This is a genomic window from Leisingera sp. JC1, from assembly GCF_001679925.1.
In the GTDB taxonomy this organism is placed as follows: domain Bacteria; phylum Pseudomonadota; class Alphaproteobacteria; order Rhodobacterales; family Rhodobacteraceae; genus Leisingera.
In genome coordinates, this window is the sequence record NZ_LYUZ01000088.1 from 42183 (window position 1) to 59787 (window position 17605).

18 protein-coding genes are annotated in these 17605 nt (G+C 64.3%); 9 read left to right on the forward strand and 9 right to left on the reverse strand.

Translation table 11 applies throughout. The features are described from left to right. The first annotated feature begins 142 nt into the window (after positions 1 to 142). Complete coding sequence (locus A9D60_RS11870; protein ID WP_065267799.1) at positions 143 to 394, forward strand: hypothetical protein; 252 nt, start codon at positions 143 to 145, stop codon at positions 392 to 394. 18 nt (positions 395 to 412) lie between these two features. Here A9D60_RS11870 and trxC read toward each other — a convergent pair whose 3' ends face one another. Together trxC and A9D60_RS11880 are read right to left on the reverse strand one after the other, a co-directional pair. Beyond that, positions 413 to 838 (reverse strand): thioredoxin TrxC, encoded by a 426-nt coding sequence (gene trxC, locus A9D60_RS11875; RefSeq protein ID WP_065267800.1) that lies wholly within the window; start codon positions 836 to 838, stop codon positions 413 to 415. 80 nt (positions 839 to 918) lie between these two features. After that, positions 919 to 2151 carry a hypothetical protein gene (locus tag A9D60_RS11880; protein ID WP_065267801.1) on the reverse strand — a complete coding sequence of 411 codons (1233 nt, stop codon included), beginning with the start codon at positions 2149 to 2151 and terminating at the stop codon, positions 919 to 921. Between the two features lie 190 nt (positions 2152 to 2341). Here A9D60_RS11880 and A9D60_RS11885 point away from each other — a divergent pair, with 190 nt between their 5' ends. After that, positions 2342 to 2902: a L,D-transpeptidase gene (locus A9D60_RS11885; protein WP_065267802.1), complete on the forward strand. Its 561-nt coding sequence runs from the start codon at positions 2342 to 2344 to the stop codon at positions 2900 to 2902. A 230-nt stretch (positions 2903 to 3132) separates the two neighbouring features. Continuing rightward, positions 3133 to 3342, forward strand: a complete 210-nt coding sequence (locus A9D60_RS11890) for a cold-shock protein (protein ID WP_027236435.1) — start codon at positions 3133 to 3135, stop codon at positions 3340 to 3342. A gap of 52 nt (positions 3343 to 3394) precedes the next feature. Here the strand turns inward: A9D60_RS11890 and A9D60_RS11895 are convergent, their stop codons facing one another. Beyond that, a complete protein-coding gene (locus tag A9D60_RS11895; RefSeq protein WP_065267817.1) occupies positions 3395 to 4036 on the reverse strand; it encodes an arylesterase in 642 nt (213 codons plus the stop codon). Between the two features lie 48 nt (positions 4037 to 4084). On the opposite strand from A9D60_RS11895, the gene A9D60_RS11900 reads away from it, so the two are divergent. Beyond that, positions 4085 to 4789 carry an ABC transporter ATP-binding protein gene (locus A9D60_RS11900; protein WP_065267803.1) on the forward strand — a complete coding sequence of 235 codons (705 nt, stop codon included), beginning with the start codon at positions 4085 to 4087 and terminating at the stop codon, positions 4787 to 4789. Continuing rightward, complete coding sequence (locus tag A9D60_RS11905) at positions 4786 to 7311, forward strand: ABC transporter permease (protein WP_065267804.1); 2526 nt, start codon at positions 4786 to 4788, stop codon at positions 7309 to 7311. The genes A9D60_RS11900 and A9D60_RS11905 overlap by 4 nt, the downstream gene beginning before the upstream one ends. A gap of 21 nt (positions 7312 to 7332) precedes the next feature. On the opposite strand, the gene A9D60_RS11910 is transcribed toward A9D60_RS11905, so the two are convergent. After that, positions 7333 to 7782: an RrF2 family transcriptional regulator gene (locus A9D60_RS11910; protein ID WP_065267805.1), complete on the reverse strand. Its 450-nt coding sequence runs from the start codon at positions 7780 to 7782 to the stop codon at positions 7333 to 7335. Between the two features lie 100 nt (positions 7783 to 7882). Here A9D60_RS11910 and A9D60_RS11915 point away from each other — a divergent pair, with 100 nt between their 5' ends. Next, on the forward strand, positions 7883 to 8455 hold the full coding sequence (locus tag A9D60_RS11915; RefSeq protein ID WP_065267818.1) for a gamma-glutamylcyclotransferase family protein: 573 nt from the start codon (positions 7883 to 7885) through the stop codon (positions 8453 to 8455). Next, a complete protein-coding gene (locus A9D60_RS11920) occupies positions 8452 to 9645 on the forward strand; it encodes a DUF2254 domain-containing protein (protein ID WP_065267806.1) in 1194 nt (397 codons plus the stop codon). The genes A9D60_RS11915 and A9D60_RS11920 overlap by 4 nt, the downstream gene beginning before the upstream one ends. 81 nt (positions 9646 to 9726) lie before the next feature. On the opposite strand, the gene gltX is transcribed toward A9D60_RS11920, so the two are convergent. From gltX to A9D60_RS11940, 4 genes are all read right to left on the reverse strand, one after another. Further along, positions 9727 to 11052 carry a glutamate--tRNA ligase gene (gene gltX, locus A9D60_RS11925; protein ID WP_065267807.1) on the reverse strand — a complete coding sequence of 442 codons (1326 nt, stop codon included), beginning with the start codon at positions 11050 to 11052 and terminating at the stop codon, positions 9727 to 9729. Between the two features lie 126 nt (positions 11053 to 11178). Then, complete coding sequence (locus tag A9D60_RS11930) at positions 11179 to 11607, reverse strand: DUF1801 domain-containing protein (protein ID WP_065267808.1); 429 nt, start codon at positions 11605 to 11607, stop codon at positions 11179 to 11181. Positions 11608 to 11687: 80 nt separating this feature from the next. Beyond that, positions 11688 to 13019: an NAD(P)/FAD-dependent oxidoreductase gene (locus A9D60_RS11935; RefSeq protein ID WP_065267819.1), complete on the reverse strand. Its 1332-nt coding sequence runs from the start codon at positions 13017 to 13019 to the stop codon at positions 11688 to 11690. 179 nt (positions 13020 to 13198) lie between these two features. After that, positions 13199 to 14857: an NAD+ synthase gene (locus tag A9D60_RS11940; protein ID WP_065267809.1), complete on the reverse strand. Its 1659-nt coding sequence runs from the start codon at positions 14855 to 14857 to the stop codon at positions 13199 to 13201. Between the two features lie 181 nt (positions 14858 to 15038). On the opposite strand from A9D60_RS11940, the gene A9D60_RS11945 reads away from it, so the two are divergent. Continuing rightward, on the forward strand, positions 15039 to 16475 hold the full coding sequence (locus A9D60_RS11945; RefSeq protein WP_065267810.1) for an MORN repeat-containing protein: 1437 nt from the start codon (positions 15039 to 15041) through the stop codon (positions 16473 to 16475). A gap of 46 nt (positions 16476 to 16521) precedes the next feature. On the opposite strand, the gene A9D60_RS11950 is transcribed toward A9D60_RS11945, so the two are convergent. Continuing rightward, positions 16522 to 17187 carry a pyridoxamine 5'-phosphate oxidase family protein gene (locus tag A9D60_RS11950; protein WP_065267811.1) on the reverse strand — a complete coding sequence of 222 codons (666 nt, stop codon included), beginning with the start codon at positions 17185 to 17187 and terminating at the stop codon, positions 16522 to 16524. A gap of 95 nt (positions 17188 to 17282) precedes the next feature. Between A9D60_RS11950 and A9D60_RS11955 the strand changes: the two genes are divergently transcribed. Beyond that, on the forward strand, positions 17283 to 17605 hold a 323-nt coding region (locus A9D60_RS11955; RefSeq protein ID WP_141117910.1), incomplete at its 3' end, for a GntR family transcriptional regulator.

Below are 17605 nucleotides of genomic sequence, written 5' to 3' on the forward strand. Positions count from 1 at the left end.
CCGCCTCCGCAGAAGCAGCCTGATGAACTACCCCTGACATAGCTGTCCGCTCAATTTTCGCCCTAAGGTGTCATTTGCAGAGTTGCCAGCCTGTGTGCTGCGCCCTACCTTTTGCAGGAGGGGACTTTGGGGGAAGGGCTGTATGGCCTGGTTCAGCGCGTTATTCGGTGCTTTGGGCGGCCTTGTGCTGGCTGTTGGCGCCGGCCTGATCACCGGCTGGCCGCTGTGGCTGATTGCGCTCCTCTACCCTGTTGCAGCCGCAGTTCTGATGCTTGGGATGCTTGCGGTCCAGCTATGGCGCAGCGGCAATCCCCGCAGCCCGAAGCAAGGCGCCGGCGCCAGCCAGGGCCGCGGCCCCGAAGTGCGCCCCGGCCAACAGCCCGGGCAGTTCTGAATGGGCTTGCGTGCGGTGTCAGCCGCGCAGCCAGCTGATGATCTGCCCTGAGCGCATCGCGCCGGCCTGGCGTTTCTTTTCCTTGCCGCGCTCAAAGGCAACCAGTGCCGGGATGCCGCGGATGCGGTAGCGGGCACCGGTTGACTGATGGTCCTGGGTGTTGAGCTTGACCAGCCGCGCGCGGCCTGCCAGGGCCTTGGCAGCCTTGGCAAATTCCGGCGCCATCATCCGGCAGGGGCCGCACCAGGGCGCCCAGAAATCCGCCACCAACAGCACATCATCATTCTGCAGCGCCTTTTGCAGCGTGGCCGGGTCCACGTCCACCGGCCTGGATGGCATCAGCGCGGCGCCACAGCTGCCGCATTTCGGGCCGCTGCCCAGCTTCTCCTCCGGCACCCGGTTCAGCTGGGTGCAGGTCAGGCAGGTCAGGGTCTTGGCGCCCATGATGGCTCCTCCGGCTGTGTCTTGCCCGGCAGATACCGCCGCACGCAGGGCGGCGGCAAGGGCAAGCCCGCCAGCAGCGGTCAGAAAGTCAGCTTGGCCCCGACAATAAGTGTATCCGACCGGACCGCGGAATCCGCGGTGATGGTCGGCAGGATCAGCGGCACGAACCGGTCGTTGTACAGGTATTCCACCCCTAGCTTCACATGCTCTGCGACCTCGACTTCGAGCCCGAAAATCACTTGGTCCATTCTTTCCCATTCGGTGCCCTCCGCGCCCTGCACGCCGCGGCTGGCGGCAACTGACCAGGTGGCCGGCTTGCCGAACAGCTCTGACCGGTAGCGCCCCTGCAGCGTCAGCGCGCTGACCCGGTGGCCGGTGGCGGGCCAGACATCCTCAGTCCGGGTGAATTCCGCCATCACGTCAAAATCACGCCCGCTGAGGGTGGCGTTCAGGTTCCAGGCGCCGTTCCAGCCGCGGTCGATGCCCTGGCTGGGCGGATGGTGCGCGATGATACTGTCATAGATGGTGCCGCGCAGGTAGCCCGCGCCGAGCCGCACGCGCATGTCCTGGCCGGCATCAAAGCTGTGGGCGGCATTGAAGGCAAAGTTTTCCCAGCCGCCGTCATTGCCGGGGCTGCTGATCACCCGCAGGCCGCGGTGGTTGCGGATCAGGGAGAATGCCAGTTCGGTCCGGTCGGTGACATAACCCAGCTCAACCAGCGGATCCTCCACCTGCGACCAGAAGTAGTGATTGCTGTGGCTGTGGGTGAACGGCGCGTAGGTGGCGAAATTGCCGAAGTTCACGGTTTTCCGCCCCGCTGCCAGATAGAACGGCGACCGGCTGAGATCGCCCACAGCAATCCAGTATTTGCGCAGCTGGGTTTCGTCCTGGCCGGGGTATTCGATTTCGGTGTATTCGCCTTGCACAAAGGCCGTGACCATCGGCAGCGCCAGCGTCGCATTCAGCGAGATGTCATTGATAACGTCGTAAGTGTCGGAAAACCCTTTGGTATGCGTCGGCGGCAGCCGCGACAGGATCGGAAACTTGCCCGGGGTGCTGGTTTCCTCGTGGATCACCGTGCCAAGGAAACGGCCGCCGATGTACAGGCGGTAAGGATCCAGCACGCCGCTCTGGCGGGCACGCAAGGCAGTCGCGATTTTATTGGTCACATCCTCCTGCCGGTCGAACATCCGCTCGGAATAGCGCAGATCGGTGCCGATAAACCCCGCCCCGTCCTGGGCCAAGGCGGCAAACGGTGCAGCTGCCAGAGCAAGCGCAGCCCCTAGGGCGCGCAGCAGGAAAGAATACCGCATAACAAAAACTCCTGAAAAACCGGTCCCTCTGCAGGGCTTTTCAGCACGCCTGACGGGAATGCCTGCCCTTACCCACAAAGCTATCACGGTTTTGTGATCCGGCAAGGTTGCGGCGTCTTTGGCCCTCTTGACGCCTGTTCCCGCGGCTTTCAGACTGGGCAGGACAGTCCCATAGACCAGTGAGGGTTTCATGTTTTCCCGACGCAATTTCCTGGCCGCAACTGCCGCCACCGCTCTGCCGCTGCCTGCGCTGGCCCGCAAGAAGGATCCTGCGCCTTTTGACCCCACCCCGCAGGAGGTGCGCATCCGCAAGGATTTTGCCCCCGGCCAGATCCTGGTCCTGCCGCGGTCCTATTACCTCTACTTCGTGACTGATAAGCGCAAGGCGATGCGCTATGGCGTCGGCGTCGGCAAGGCGGGGCTGGAGTTCACGGGCAAGGCTGTGATCGAACGCAAGAAGGAATGGCCGACCTGGCGCCCCACCGACGAAATGATCGAGCGCGACCCAAGGGCCTACGCCAAATTCGTCGACAATGAATACATCCAGCCGGGCGGACCGGACAATCCGCTGGGTGCGCGGGCGCTGTATCTGTTCCAGAACGGCATCGACACATACTTCCGCATTCATGGCACCAACCAGCCGCAGACCATCGGCCATTCGGTGTCAAACGGCTGCATCCGGATGCTGAACGAGCATGTGATGGACCTGTACGAACGGGTGCCGCTGGGCACGGTGGTGACTGTGCTATAGGCGCACAACTGACGGTTCATTAAGCGCTCTGCCGCCGGAATCTGCCCCGGAACCCCGCGTCACAGCGCATTTTTCTTGCGCTAAGGGGGATTCGTACCCAATTCTGTCACGGCGATGTTACGCGAATGCCATCACTGTTCCTTACCCGGCGCGGTCATGATCATCTGCAAACCTTGCCGGACTGCCGCATAAGCGGGCAGAGAACTGAGACGACTTAGGAGAAGACGACGATGGCCACTGGCACCGTCAAATGGTTCAACACCACCAAAGGCTACGGCTTTATTGCACCCGAAGAAGGCGGCAAGGACGTTTTTGTCCATATTTCCGCTGTTGAGCGTTCCGGCCTGACCGGCCTGGCAGACAATCAGAAAGTGACCTATGAGCTGCGCGCAGGCCGCGACGGCCGCGAATCCGCAGTGGATATCGCACTGGTCTCCTGATCCTCTGATCTGCACCGAGATTTTCAAACAGCCCTGACGGCCGGGGCTGTTTTCAGCGGTCTATGGCCGCAACCAGCTGCAGGGCAGCCGGGCCGATTGCGGCCGCATTCAGCGCCACGCCCCTGGCGTTGGGATGGATGCCGTCGTCCTGCATGAAGTCCTGAGCTGCCGCAGGATCGTTGCCGACCGCCGCTGCGATGCCGGCAAAGGCGTCCGGGTGCAGCACAGCGCCGTATTCAGCCGCAAGCTCCGGATAGATTGCATCAAAATCCTGCTTGTAGTCCGGCCCGTAGTTGCGCGGAGCCTTCATGCCGATCAGCAGAACCTCGATCCCCTTGTCCTGAGCCGTCTGCAGGATGCGTTGCAGATTTGCGCGCGCCTCCTGCGGGGCCAGCCCGCGCAGCATGTCGTTGCCGCCTAGCAGCACGATCAGTCCGTCGGGATTGTCCGACAGGGTCCATTCGGCGCGCTCTGCCCCGCCGGCGGTGGTGTCGCCGGAAACGCCTGCGTTTTGCAGCGTGACCTCAGCGCCGTTCTCAATCATCCAGCGTTCCAATTGCGGCACCAGCCCCTGGCCCTGCGGCAGCCCGTAGCCCTGCACGAGGCTGTCGCCGAGCGCGGTGATCCGCAGCGGTTCCGCCCAGGCAGCACCGGTGAAAAGCAGCAAACTCAGCAGTGCCAATGTCTTGCGCATGGCGGCAAACACTCCATATCGGTTAGGTGCATCCAACAGGCAGGCCCGATGACCGATCAAAACAGCCCCGTTCTGCATCTTTTAGATGCGAGTTTGACCCTGAATAGCAATACCGGCCCGGTAGAGATTTTGCACGACATCTCGCTGGACGTGCGGCAGGGGGAGACCTTGGGGCTGGTGGGGCCGTCCGGGTCGGGCAAGTCGTCGCTGTTGATGCTGATGGGCGGTCTGGAGCAGGCGACCGGCGGCACGGTGACGGCCCTGTGCCAGGATCTGACCGCGATGAATGAGGACGCGCTGGCGCGGTTCCGGCGCAACAACATGGGAGTGGTGTTCCAAAGCTTTCACCTGATCCCGACCATGACGGCGCTTGAAAACGTGGCAACGCCTTTGGAGCTGGCAGGCGTCAAGGATGCCTTCCCCCGCGCGCAGGCAGAACTGGAAGCCGTGGGCCTGGGCCACCGGGCGGGCCATTTCCCGGCGCAGATGTCGGGCGGCGAGCAGCAGCGGGTGGCGCTGGCGCGGGCGCTCGCGCCGCGGCCCGCCATCCTGCTGGCGGACGAACCCACCGGAAATCTGGATGAGGCCAATGGCGCCGCGGTGATGGACCTGCTGTTTGGCCTGCGCGACCGCTATGGCGCGACGCTGGTGATGGTCACCCACGCGCCGGAACTGGCCGCGCGCTGCGACCGGGTGGTGCGGCTGCGCGACGGGCGGGTGGATGACGCCGCGGCGCGTGAGGCCGCGGAATGAATGCTGCAGCCTTCCGCCTTGCCTGGCGCTTTGCCCTGCGCGAGCTGCGCGGCGGCCTGAAGGGGTTCCGCATCTTCCTCGCCTGCCTGGCGCTGGGGGTCGGGGTGATTGCCGCCATCGGCTCCATCCGCGCGTCGATCGAGACCGGGCTGGAGCGCGAGGGCGCCACCATCCTGGGCGGCGATGCGGAGCTGAACTTCACCTACCGCTTTGCAACCGAAGAGGAACGCGCCTGGCTGGAGCGGACCGCGCTGCGCCATTCCGGGATTGCCGAGTTCCGCTCCATGGCGACCGTGGGCGAGGAACGCGGGCTGACCCAGGTGAAGGCGGTGGATGGCCTCTATCCCTTGAAGGGAGAGATGAAGCTGGCACCGGAAATGCCGCTGGAGACTGCCCTGGCGGGCGCGGACGGGTTGCCCGGCGGGGTGATGGACCGGGTGCTGGCCGACCGTTTGGGGCTGCAGCCGGGGGATACCTTCCGGCTCGGCACCCAGGATTTCCGGCTGATGGCGATGATCGCGCTGGAGCCGGATGCCGCCGCCTCAGGCTTTGAACTTGGGCCGCGCACGATGGTGCGGACAGCAGACCTGGGTGACTCCGGCCTGCTGGAACCCGGCACCATTTTTGACACCAAGTACCGGATGGAACTGCCCGCGGGCAGCAATTTGACTGCCTTGCAGGCAGAGGCCGAAGGGCTGTTTGAAACCACCGGCATGCGCTGGCGCGATGCACGGAACGGCGCGCCGGGCATCACTACCTTCGTCGAGCGGCTGGGCGGGTTTCTGGTTCTGGTCGGCCTGTCCGGTCTGGCAGTCGGCGGCGTCGGCGTGTCCGCTGCCGTGCGCGCCTACCTGGCGACCAAAACCGCGACCATCGCCACCCTGCGCACGCTGGGGGCGGAGCGGCAGACGATTTTCCTCACCTACTTCCTGCAGATCGGCGCGCTGACATTGGTGGGCGTGGGCATCGGCCTGGTTCTGGGCGGATTGGGGCCAGTGCTGCTGGGTCCGCTGATTGCGGCGCAGCTGCCGTTCCCGGCGGTATTCTCGCTTTACCCGTCCGCGCTGGCAGAGGCCGCTGTCTATGGCGTGCTCACGGCCTTTATCTTTGCCCTTTGGCCGCTGGCGCGGGCAGAACGGATCCGCGCGGCTTCCCTGTTCCGGGACGCTTTTGCCAGCCGCACAAGGCTGCCCGCGCCGCGTTACCTGCTGGCAACCGGGATCGCTCTGGCGGCACTGGTGGGACTGGCCGCATGGTTCAGCGGCTCGGCGCAGCTGACACTGTGGACCGCGGGCGGGCTGATGGGGGCGCTGATGGTGCTGCTGCTGGCGGCGCTAGCGATCGGTTTTGCTGCGCGGCGCGGCACCGGGGCGTCGCGCGGGCGCCCTGCCCTGCGGTGGGCGCTCTCGTCCATTGGCAGCGCGCGCGATGGCGCGGTGCCTGCGGTTCTGGCGCTGGGGCTAGGCCTGACAGTGCTGGCTGCCATCGGCCAGATCGACGGCAACATGCGCCGCGCCATTGCGGGCAACCTGCCGGATGTGGCACCGAGCTATTTCTTTGTCGATATCCAGCGCAGCCAGATGCCTGCCTTCCTGGAGCGGGTGGAGAATGACCCCTCCGTCACCCGGGTGGAAAACGCGCCGATGCTGCGCGGGGTGCTGACCCGGATCAACGGGCAGCCCGCCACCGAGGTCGCAGGCGATCACTGGGTGGTGCGTGGCGACCGTGGCATCACCTATGCCGCCGCCCAGCCGGAGGCGACTGAGGTCACAGCGGGCAAATGGTGGCCGGAGGATTATTCCGGTGAGCCGCAGATCAGCTTTGCCGCCGAGGAGGCGGAGGAACTGGGCCTCAAGCTGGGCGACACACTGACGCTGAACATCCTGGGCCGCGACATCACCGGCACCATCACCAGTTTCCGCAACGTGGATTTCTCCACCGCCGGAATGGGGTTTGTGATGGTGCTGAACGAGGCCGCGCTGGCAGGTGCGCCGCACAGTTTCATCGCCACCGTCTATGCCGAGGAGCAAGCGGAGGCAGCGATCCTGCGCGATCTGGCGCGGGAAATGCCGAATATCACCGCGATCCGGATGCGCGATGCCATCGACCGGGTGTCAGACATCCTGCGCCAGTTGGCGGCTGCCACAGCCTATGGCGCGGCAGCGACGCTGCTGACCGGGTTCCTGGTGCTGCTGGGCACCGCGGCGGCGGGGGAGCCCGCGCGGCGCTATGAAGCGGCGCTGCTGAAAACCCTGGGCGCGCCGCGCAAGCAGATCCTGGCGAGCTTTGCCCTTCGCTCTGCCCTGTTGGGTGCAGCGGCGGGGATGGTTGCCTTGGCTGCCGGTATTACCGGGGCCTGGGCAATCAACGCCTACGTGTTCGAGACCAGCTATGCAGTGATCTGGCCCAATGCCCTGATGGTGATTTCCGGCGGGGTGCTGACGACGCTGCTGGCCGGGCTTGCCTTTGCGCTGCGGCCGCTGGCCGCCAAGCCTGCACGCATCCTGCGCGCCCGGGAATAATCAGGTTTGCGGCGGCCCGTCCTAGCGGACGCCGCAGGACACCGGTTGCAGGAGGCGCATCAGATCATGGTTGTCGCAGACCAGAGATTCCAGCGAGATGTCATCCAGCGAGGTGTAGAAAGCCTGCGCCGCATCCGCCAATGCCACTTTGAGCCGGCAGGCCGAGGCCAGCGGGCAGGTGTTGTCGGCGTCGGCAAAGCATTCCACCATCGGCAGGTTGCCCTCGACATCGCGGAACACGTCGCCGATTCGGATCTCTGCCGCGGGTTTGCCCAGGTTCATACCGCCGTTGCGGCCTCGCTGGGTCGAAAGATAGCCCAGCTGGCTCAGCTGGTTGATCACCTGTGCCAGGTGATTTTCCGAGATATTACAGCACTCTGCGATCTCGGCCTTGGTCACCAGGCGGTCTTCATGCGCGGCGCAGTACATCAGCAGCCGCACGGCAATGTTGGTCCTTTTGGTAATGCGCATGGGGTGCTCCCGAAGCTAGATTGCATAGCTTATTGCACAAGCCGCCAAAAAGCGGTTTGACATACATCAATTGGCGGAAATGCGGCGGAAGGGTGCGCAGATGACAGCTCCTTACTTCTTCGGCTACGGCAGCCTGGTGAACACGGCGACGCACAGCTACGGCAGCGCACATCCTGCCCGCCTGCGGGGCTGGCGGCGGGCCTGGGTGCACACCTCCCTGCGCGAGGTGGCGTTTCTGTCGGCGGTACCCTGCGAGAACAGTGAAATCGACGGTCTGATTGCCGAGGTGCCGGGTGCCGACTGGGCGGCACTGGACGAAAGGGAGTTTGCCTATGAGCGGCTGCCGGCCTCAGACCGCGTGCAGCACGGGCTGGCGGGCGCGCCGGAAATTTCTGTCTATGCGGTTGCCGCGGACAAGCAGAACGGCGTCAGCGAGCTGCACCCGATCCTGCTGAGCTATCTGGATGTGGTGCTGCAGGGCTATCTGCAGGTGTTCGGCACAGAGGGCCTGCAGGGTTTCGTGGAGACCACCGACGGCTGGGACGCGCCAATTCTGGATGACCGTGCAGCACCGCGCTATCCGCGCCATCAGGAGATCAGTGCAGCGGAGCGCAAAATATTTGACGATCTGATCGACAGCACCGGCGCCCGCCGCATAGTCTGCAAGGCATGATCGAAAAGCTATTATTGCACCTGGGCCGGATTGCCCGGCAGCTCTGGTTCCGGGTTGTGCTGATTTCCATGATGTCAGTGCTGGCTCTGCTGCTGGCGCCGCTGGCGAAACCCTGGCTGCCGGACAACCTGAGCGAGGACTTCGGGCGCGACGCAGTGCTGCCGGTGCTGACAATCCTGGCGTCTGGCATGCTGGCGGTCACCACTTTCTCCCTGAACGTCATGGTCAGCGCCTACCGCACGGCCGCGTCAATGGCGACACCGCGGGTCTACCGGCTGCTCTTGGAGGACACCGTCACCCACCGGGTGCTGGCGACATTTGTCAGCGGCTTCATCTATTCGCTGAGCGCGGTGATCCTGTTCCGGGCCGGCTATTTCACCCCGGAAGGCGCGCTGGTGGTGTTTGGCCAGACCGTCATCGTGGTGGTGCTGATTGTCGGTGCCATCCTGCGCTGGATCGACCATTTGTCGAGCCTCGGCAGCATGGACCATACCCTACGGCTGATTGAGAGCCGCACCCGCGCCAGCCTGGAGGCGCGAATGGACGAGCCCTGCCTGGGCGGGCTGTGCGCGCGCGAAGACGCCAAACCCGCGGATGCCGTGGATATCCCTGCCGCCAAGAGCGGCTTTGTCCGTTTTGCGGCGCTGACCCAGTTGAATGAGCTGGCGGAGGAAGCGGGCACGCAGATCACCCTGGCGCGGGCACCGGGAGAGTACATTCTGCGCGGCCAGCCGGTGGCCTGGGCCACGGCGGGGGACAGTGAATTCTGCAAGGCGGCCTCAGCCGCGATCGACATCGGCGATGTGCGCAGCTTCGATCAGGACCCGTCCTTTGGCCTCACCCTGCTGGCGGAGACTGCGCAGCGGGCGCTGTCGCCCGGCGTCAATGATCCCGGCACCGCGGTGGAGGTCATGGGGCGGCTGGAACGGCTGCTGTGGGAGAACATGCCCGCGGATGAGACAAGCGGGACACGCGAGGCAACCTATCCGAATGTGAGCATCCCGCCGGTCACTGCCAAGCATCTGCTGCACTGCGCCTTTCCGCCGATTGCCCGCTGCGGCAGCGACTCGCCTTCGGTAATGCGCTGGATGGAGAAGTCGCTGGATGCGCTTAGCGGGCATCCGAACCCGGACATGGCAGAGGCGGCCAAGGAGATGTGCCGGGAGGTAAAGGACGGCCGCTGGGGCTGAACCATCCGCACCCAGCCCTTCTGGACAGAAAAAGGCGGCGCCATCAGGCACCGCCCTTTTTTCATTAGAATGTCTCAGACGTCAGCCGCGGGCGCGAACGGTTTCCATCAGCGCCAGCAGGGCAGACATGTCGGGGCCACGCTCCATGCCAGTCACGGCTTTGCGCAGCGGCATGAACAGGCCTTTACCCTTACGGCCTGTCGCTTCTTTCACCGAGGCGGTCCACTTGCCCCAGCTTTCGCTGTCGTAGGGGCCTTCGGGCAGCAAAGCCATTGCCTCAGCGATGAACTCTTTGTCTTCATCCGCCACCAGCGGCTCAGCCCCGTCACGGCACAGCTCCCACCAGCCCGCGAGATCCTTGAGCGTGGTGATGTTTTCCTTGGCCATGTCCCAGAAGGCGGCCTGTTTCTCAGCCGGCACGCCCAGCGCGTCCACATGGGTTTGCACGGCTTCCAGCGGCAGCGACTGCAGGTGGCGGGCGGTCAGCGGGTAGAGATCCTCTACATCGAATTTGGTCGGCGCAGCGCCAAAGCGGTTGATGTCGAAGCCGTCGATCAGCTCTGCCAGCTCCGAGCGCAGCTCGACCGGGTCGGAGGAGCCCAGGCGCGCCATCAGGCTGAGGAGCGCCATCGGTTGCACACCGGCCTCGCGCAGATCGCGCAGCGCCAGGGTGCCCAGGCGCTTGGACAATGCCTCGCCCTGCGGGCCGGTCAGCAGCGAGTGGTGCGCGAAGGACGGCACAGAGCCGCCCAGCGCCTCGATGATCTGGATCTGGGTGGCGGTGTTGGTCACGTGGTCAGAGCCGCGCACCACATGGGTCACGCCCATTTCGGTGTCATCCACCACCGAGGCCAGGGTGTAGAGGAACTGGCCGTCGCCGCGGATCAGCACCGGGTCGGAAACCGAGGCCGCGTCGATGGAGATGTCACCCAGGATGCCGTCGGTCCATTCGATACGCTGATGGTCCAGCTTGAAACGCCAGACGCCGTCGCCACGCTCAGCACGCAGAGCGGCTTTCTCGTCATCGGACAGGTTCAGCGCGGCGCGGTCGTAGACCGGCGGCTTGCCCATGTTCAGCTGCTTCTTGCGCTTCAGGTCCAGTTCGGTCGGGGTCTCAAAAGCCTCGTAGAAGCGGCCGATCTCCCGAAGCTTGTCAGCAGCGGCGACATAGCGGTCGAGGCGCTCGGACTGGCGCTCCACCTTGTCCCAAGTCAGGCCCAGCCATTCCAGGTCCTGCTTGATGGCATCGACATATTCTTCCTTGGACCGTTCCGGGTCGGTGTCGTCGATGCGCAGGATGAAGGTGCCGCCTGCCTTGCGGGCGATCAGATAGTTCATCAGCGCGGTGCGCAGGTTGCCGACATGGATATAGCCGGTCGGCGACGGGGCAAAACGGGTGGTGGTCATCACGAGTCTCCTGTTGCCCTGCCCCTTGTCACATGGGCCGCGGTTTGTCCAGTTTCGCGAGGGTTAACGCGCCTTTGGCGCATGCCTGCGGCGCGAGTATTTTGACAAAGAAGAAGAGCTGGAAAGTTACTCCGGCTTAACCGGCCAGATCGCGTGCAGATCCTTGAGGCCCGCGCGGATAAGTTCCCCCAGCACGTCCAGATCAATGTCGGCGAGTTTGTTCACATAGAGGCAGCTTTTGCCAAGGCGGTGCTTGCCCAAGCGGGACAGGATGGCGCTGTAGTCCTGATAGCCAGGCATGATGTAGATCGAGTGGCGCGCCCTGCGGGGCGCAAATCCAGTCGCCAGGAACTCGCCTTCGCGGCCTGTTGCGTAGCGGTAGTGGTATCTGCCGTAACCGATGATTGACGGGCCCCACATCTGCGGCTGGTAGCCGGTCACCTTGCGGAACAGCCGGTCCAGTTCCTGCGCCTCGACCGATTTGCGCTCAGGCTCCACCGCTTGCAGAAAGTCTTCGACGCTTGCACCTGTTGGCGCAGTCTTGTTCCCGCTCATCCGCCAGCCCTCCTGCCGTAATGGTAGTGCAGCACTTGCACTCTGACAGTCCGTCCAGGGCCGCCTGCCGGCCAATTGGATCAGTAGCCGGTTTGCGGGCCGTAACCGCTGCCGTCGGTGAACCGCGACAGGCGGAAGGCATGCGGGTCCACCACCGGGGCGCTGCCGGTGACCAGATCGGCGGCCAGCCGTCCGGCGGCCGGGCCGATGCCAAAGCCGTGGCCGGAGAACCCGGTGGCGATGAACAGTCCCGGCAGGCTATCGACCTGCGATATGACCGGGATCGCATCCGGTGTGACATCCATCAGCCCGGCCCAGCTTTGCACCACATCAGCATCTTGCAGCACCGAGAAAGCCCTTTGCGCGGCCGCCCAACCGCTGCGGATCGCCTTTTGCGAAGGCGCCGGATCCAGAACGCGGCACTGTTCAAAGGGGGTGATGTCCTGCGGATCCCATCGGTGCGCCTGGGCGGCTTCCTCGGCCCAGCGGCCGGAGACACGGAACTGCAGCGCCCGCCATTCCTGACGCAGGCTGGGCAGGTATTTCCATCCCAGTCGGAAACTGTCAGGAACGATGTCCACCACGTTTTCCATCGCGTCCGAGACCGTGTAGCCGCCGTCCGCCCGCTTGCGCAGGCCGAGATTGCCGCTGCGCACCGCAGTTTCCGGCCCGCCCTGCACCGGAGAGGTGCGCAGGACCGAATTCAGCACCTTGAGCTGCGGCAGGTTCACATCCGCATTGCCAAGGAACAGCCGCGACCAGGCGCCGCCTGCGGTGACAACGGCAGAACAGGCCACTCGGCCGCGTTCAGTCATCACACCGCTGATGCGGCCTGCCGCGGTTTCCACGCTGCGCACGGCGCAATCAGTCATCACCCTGGCCCCGGCAGCGCGGGCGGCGGCGGCAATTGCGTGGGTTGCCAGCTGCGGCTCCGCCCGCCCGTCCAAGGGCGTGTGCAGCGCTGACTGCGCTTTGGTCTGGTGTCCCGGCATCAGCTGGGCCAGCTGTTCGCCGCGAACCATGCGGGCGCTTTGATCCCAGCCGTCGAGGTTGCGCAGCCAGCGATCCAGCTGCGCCGCGCGCTTGGCGGTCTCAGCCGTGTATAGAATTCCTGAACGGGTGAAGCCGGTCTCATGCCCGGTGCGTTCTGCCAATCCGTCCCACAGGCGCAGGGATTCTGCCATCAGCGGGATTTCCCGCGGATCCCGGCAAGCGATGCGCACCCACCCCCAGTTGCGTGAGCTCTGCTCTCCCGCGATCTGCCCCTTTTCGCACAGCAGCACGGAATGGCCGCGTTCGGCCAGCTCCAGCGCGGTGCTGGCACCAATGATGCCGCCGCCGATCACCACGGCGTCGACGGCCTTGGGCAAGGCAAGATCGGATTGGAAATGGGGCAGCTTGGGTCCGGGCATGAGGGCATCTATGCCCGGTGAAAAACCGCCGGTCCAGCGTGCATGCGACACAGGTTGCGCCGCATTCGGCCATTGTGATTTTTCCGCCGCATATCAGAACGTTACCGGCAACGAAAAACCCTGAACCGCGACTGAAGAAACGCGGATTAACCTGCGGAGTCAACGGGTTAGCGCGGCCTTCAAGAGGGGTCGCGCCAGCGGTTCACAATCGGGTAACGGCGGTCCAGCCAGAACGCACGCCGGGTCAGCCGGGCGCCCGGAGCAGATTGGAAGCGCTTGTATTCGCTGATATAAATCAGATGTTCCACCCGCTTGGCAGTGTCCCGGTCGAAGCCCGCCGCGACGCAATCTGAGATTGAACCTTCCTGATCCACCAGGATATCCAGGATTGCATCCAGCACCGGGTAATCCGGCAGGCTGTCGCTGTCCTTCTGATCCTCGCGCAGCTCCGCTGTAGGCGGCTTGTCGATCACGTTGGGGCGGATCACCTCACCCGCCGGCCCCTTCATCCAGGGGCGGTGGTTGGCATTACGCCAGCGGCAGGTCTCAAACACGCGGGTCTTGTACAGATCCTTGATCGGGTTGTAGCCGCCATTCATGTCGCCATAGATGGTGGCATAGCCGACCGCGACTTCGGACTTATTGCCGGTGGTCAGCAGCATTTCCCCGAACTTGTTGGACATCGCCATCAGAAGGAGGCCGCGCAGGCGGGACTGGATGTTTTCCTCCGTCAGGCCAGGTTCCATGCCTTCGAACAGCGGTGCCAGCGTGCTGGTGATGGCGGCGCGGCCTTCGGAGATCGGCACGTAGTCGTAGTGCACGCCCAGCGCTTTGGCGACGGCCTCTGCATCGTCTAGGGATTCCCGGCTGGTGTATTCCGACGGCAGCATCACGCAGCGGACATTTTCAGCTCCCAGCGCATCCACCGCGATGGCTGCCACGATAGCCGAGTCGACGCCGCCGGACAGACCCAGCAGCACCTTTTTGAAGCCGGTCTTGCCCATATAGTCGCGCAAGGACTCCACCATCACCCGGTAGTCCTGCTCCCAGGCGTCAGGCAGATGCGCCTTTTCACCCTCCACCGCACGCCAGCCGTCACCGGTGCGTTCCAGGTCGAGATGAGCATAGGCCTCGTCGAAGACAGGCATCTGCAGCGCCAGCGCGCCGCCCGGGTTGAGGACAAAGGAGCCGCCATCGAATACCTGGTCATCCTGGCCGCCTACCATATTGAGATAGATCACCGGCAGATGGGTTTCGACAGAGCGCGCCACCATGTGATTGAAGCGCACCTCCATCTTGTCGCGGAAATAAGGCGAGCCGTTGGGGATCAGCAGGAATTCTGCGCCGGTCTCAGCCAGAGTTTCCGCGACATCCTCATGCCAGCCGTCCTCGCAGATGGGGGAGCCGATGCGGGTGTTGCCAACCGCGTAGGGACCGCCCAAGGGGCCCGCATCAAAGATCCGCACCTCGTCGAACACGGTTTCATTGGGCAGGTGGTGCTTGAGGCTGCGCGAAGCGATCTTGCCGCCCTTGAGGATCAGATAGGCGTTGTACAGCTTGGTGCCCTCAACCCAGGGGCTGCCAATGGCCAGCGCGGGGCCGTCTGCGCAGTCAACCGCCAGCTTCTCCACCTCAGCGATGGCGGCAGTGTGGAAGGCCGGCTTCATCACCAGATCCTGGGTGTTGTAACCGGTGATGAACATCTCCGGCAGCGCCACCAGATCGGCACCGGCCTTGCGGCCTTCCTCCCAAGCAGCACGTGCCTTGGCGGCGTTGCCCGCCAGGTCGCCGACGGTGGGGTTCAGCTGCGCCAGTGTCACGCGGAAACGGTCTGCCATGCTGCTTGGGCCCTTTGTGAAATACCTCTCCCAGCCATTTACCAGATTGACGGCCAAGGAAAAGGGCAAGGGGGCAGGCCAGGGAAAAGACATTGCGGCCCGTGTTGCGGTAGCTTAGTTTCCGGGCGAGCAACCCAATATGGCAGCAGCACCGTAATTCCTGGGCAGGCAGAGGCTTTCAATGACCCGTTTCGGCACCGCATTCGCGCTTTCCACTCTCTTGGCACTGGCCGCCCCGGCCCTTGCCCAGGACAGCGAGGTCATAACCACCCAGGACGAGATCGGCGGCGTCTATGAGGGCACGTTCAAGGGCGGGCTGCAGCATGGCACCGGCACATACAAGCTGCCGAACGGATATGAGTACAGCGGCGAATGGGTCGAAGGCGAGGTCCGCGGCCAAGGCGTGGCGCGGTTCCCCGACGGTTCGGTCTATGAGGGCGAGTTTGCGCAAGGCAAGCCGCATGGGCTGGGTAAGCTGACCCGGGCTGACGGCAGCACCTATGAGGGCGGCTGGCAGGACGGCCAGATCCACGGCGACGGCACCTCAGTCTATACCACCGGCGTGCGCTATCAGGGCAGCTTTGCCGATGGCAAGCGGCACGGCCAGGGTGTGATGACCTCTCCCGATGGCTATACCTACAACGGCGGCTGGGTCGAGGGCCGCCAGGAAGGCAAGGCCCAGATCGCCTATGCAGACGGCACCGTTTACGAGGGCTTGGTAGCGGACGGCCAATTGCAGGGCCAGGGCCGGCTCGAAACTCCGGAGGGGCTGATCTACGAAGGCGAATGGGCAGCCAGCCAGATGCAGGGCACCGGACGCCAAGTGCACCCCAATGGCGATATCTACGAAGGCGAGCTGCAGAATACCCGCCGTCATGGCCATGGGAAAATGACCTATGCCAATGGCGACGTCTATGTCGGCGAATTTGCCGACGACCAGCGCCACGGAACAGGCACGATCACCGAGAAAGACGGATATACCTACACCGGCGACTGGGCCAAGGGCCAGATCGACGGCAAAGGGACAATGACCTACCCCGACGGCTCAGTCTATGAGGGCGAGTTCCGCGATGATCTGGCCGAAGGCAAGGGCAAGATCACCTATCCGGACGGCGCCACCTATGAAGGCGATTGGGTGGCCGGGGTAATCGAGGGCCAAGGCACCACCGTCTATCCCAATGGGCTGACCTATACAGGCGGCTTCAAGAGCGCCCAGAACCACGGCCAAGGGGTGATGACCTATGCCGACGGCTACCGGTATGAAGGCGGCTGGCAAGACTCGCAGCGCCATGGGCAGGCAACAGTGACCTACGCCGACGGCTCAGTCTACACTGGCGAGTTTGTTAACAACCAGCGTCACGGACAGGGCAAGATCGTGATGCCCAATGGCTTCATCTATGAAGGCCAGTGGCAGGAGGGCAAGATCCTGGGCCAGGGCGTTGCGACTTATGCCAACGGCGATGTCTATGAGGGCAGCTTTGTCAACGGCAAGCGGCAGGGGGCTGGCACGATGAAATATGCCTCCGGCGTGCAGGAAGACGGAGCATGGGAAAACGGCGCGCTGGTCAGCGGCGGTGCCGGGGCCTCAGGGCAGACGGAAACAGGGCAGACCGAGTAGCCCTGACAGATTGAGAGGCGCGCCAGGACGGCGCGCCTTTTTTGTTTCAGCCGATACGGATGCGGCTCAGGTGGCCGGGCATCGCGACCCCTTCCAGATTGGCCGGGTCGGGCTGCGGCGGCTTCAGCTCCATCGCCATCGGCACCACCCCGGCCCAGATCGGCAGGGCGTAGTCCTCCTCATCATCCTTGGGCGGGCCGGAGCGGATCTTGGCAGCCCCTTCCTCAATCGGCATGCGCAGCAGTGCGGTTGCTTTCAGCTCCTGCGCGGTCATCGGGCGCAGGGTCTCCCAGCGGCCAGGGAAGATGCGGTCCACCATCGCCTTGAGGCTGGCAGCCTTGGCGTCCTCGTCCGTGACCTGCTCTGCCACCCCGAACAGCATTGCCGAGCGGAAGTTGACCGAGTGGTGAAACGCCGAGCGCGCCAGAACATAGCCGTCCATGCAGGTGACACTCAGGCAGACCTCTGCCCCGGCCATCGCCCGGATGGCGCGGCTGGCGGCAGAGCCATGCCAGTAAACGTGATCCCCCTCGCGCCATTGCAGGGTGGGCAGCACCGAGGTGGCGCCGTTGATCTGATAGCCGATGTGGGCCAGCGGCATCGCGTCGAGCACCTGATACAGGCTTTCGCGGTCATAGAGCCCGCGTTCATGGGCGCGGCGCAGGCGGCTGCGGTCCGATTTCAGGGCGGCTTCTTGTTCGGGCTGGCGCATGGGCTGACCTCATATTTCTTGTTGTTTCTCGCGACAGCTATGCGCAAACTGGCCCTGCTTTAACTTCCAGTTTCCGACAAAATGAGCAGTCCAATATGATAGACCTGTCCGGCATGGTTTCTGAAGGCCGCGCAGAGCCGCTGTATCAGCAGATCGTCTCCGCGCTGCGCCGCCGGATCAGCGACGGCCGCCTGAGGCTCGGCACCCGGCTGCCTTCTTCGCGGGCGCTGGCACAGGATTTGGGGGTTGCGCGTTCCACCGTGGTGACGGCCTATGACCAGCTGGTAGCCGAAGGGTTTGCGGAACCCCGGCAAGGCGCCGGGATCTTTGTCTGTGACGTGGCCCCAATCCGCCCGCCTGAGGTTCCGGCAACGCCAGTTGCAGCATTCCGGGGGCGGGCGGCGGGACTGCTGCAACT

Coding starts and splice junctions, on each gene's coding strand:
- A9D60_RS11870 (WP_065267799.1), top strand. CDS start 143: ATGGCCTGGTTCAGCGCGTTATTCGGTGCTTTGGGCGGCCTTGTGCTG.
- trxC (WP_065267800.1), bottom strand. CDS start 838: ATGGGCGCCAAGACCCTGACCTGCCTGACCTGCACCCAGCTGAACCGG.
- A9D60_RS11880 (WP_065267801.1), bottom strand. CDS start 2,151: ATGCGGTATTCTTTCCTGCTGCGCGCCCTAGGGGCTGCGCTTGCTCTG.
- A9D60_RS11885 (WP_065267802.1), top strand. CDS start 2,342: ATGTTTTCCCGACGCAATTTCCTGGCCGCAACTGCCGCCACCGCTCTG.
- A9D60_RS11890 (WP_027236435.1), top strand. CDS start 3,133: ATGGCCACTGGCACCGTCAAATGGTTCAACACCACCAAAGGCTACGGC.
- A9D60_RS11895 (WP_065267817.1), bottom strand. CDS start 4,036: ATGCGCAAGACATTGGCACTGCTGAGTTTGCTGCTTTTCACCGGTGCT.
- A9D60_RS11900 (WP_065267803.1), top strand. CDS start 4,085: ATGACCGATCAAAACAGCCCCGTTCTGCATCTTTTAGATGCGAGTTTG.
- A9D60_RS11905 (WP_065267804.1), top strand. CDS start 4,786: ATGAATGCTGCAGCCTTCCGCCTTGCCTGGCGCTTTGCCCTGCGCGAG.
- A9D60_RS11910 (WP_065267805.1), bottom strand. CDS start 7,782: ATGCGCATTACCAAAAGGACCAACATTGCCGTGCGGCTGCTGATGTAC.
- A9D60_RS11915 (WP_065267818.1), top strand. CDS start 7,883: ATGACAGCTCCTTACTTCTTCGGCTACGGCAGCCTGGTGAACACGGCG.
- A9D60_RS11920 (WP_065267806.1), top strand. CDS start 8,452: ATGATCGAAAAGCTATTATTGCACCTGGGCCGGATTGCCCGGCAGCTC.
- gltX (WP_065267807.1), bottom strand. CDS start 11,052: ATGACCACCACCCGTTTTGCCCCGTCGCCGACCGGCTATATCCATGTC.
- A9D60_RS11930 (WP_065267808.1), bottom strand. CDS start 11,607: ATGAGCGGGAACAAGACTGCGCCAACAGGTGCAAGCGTCGAAGACTTT.
- A9D60_RS11935 (WP_065267819.1), bottom strand. CDS start 13,019: ATGCCCGGACCCAAGCTGCCCCATTTCCAATCCGATCTTGCCTTGCCC.
- A9D60_RS11940 (WP_065267809.1), bottom strand. CDS start 14,857: ATGGCAGACCGTTTCCGCGTGACACTGGCGCAGCTGAACCCCACCGTC.
- A9D60_RS11945 (WP_065267810.1), top strand. CDS start 15,039: ATGACCCGTTTCGGCACCGCATTCGCGCTTTCCACTCTCTTGGCACTG.
- A9D60_RS11950 (WP_065267811.1), bottom strand. CDS start 17,187: ATGCGCCAGCCCGAACAAGAAGCCGCCCTGAAATCGGACCGCAGCCGC.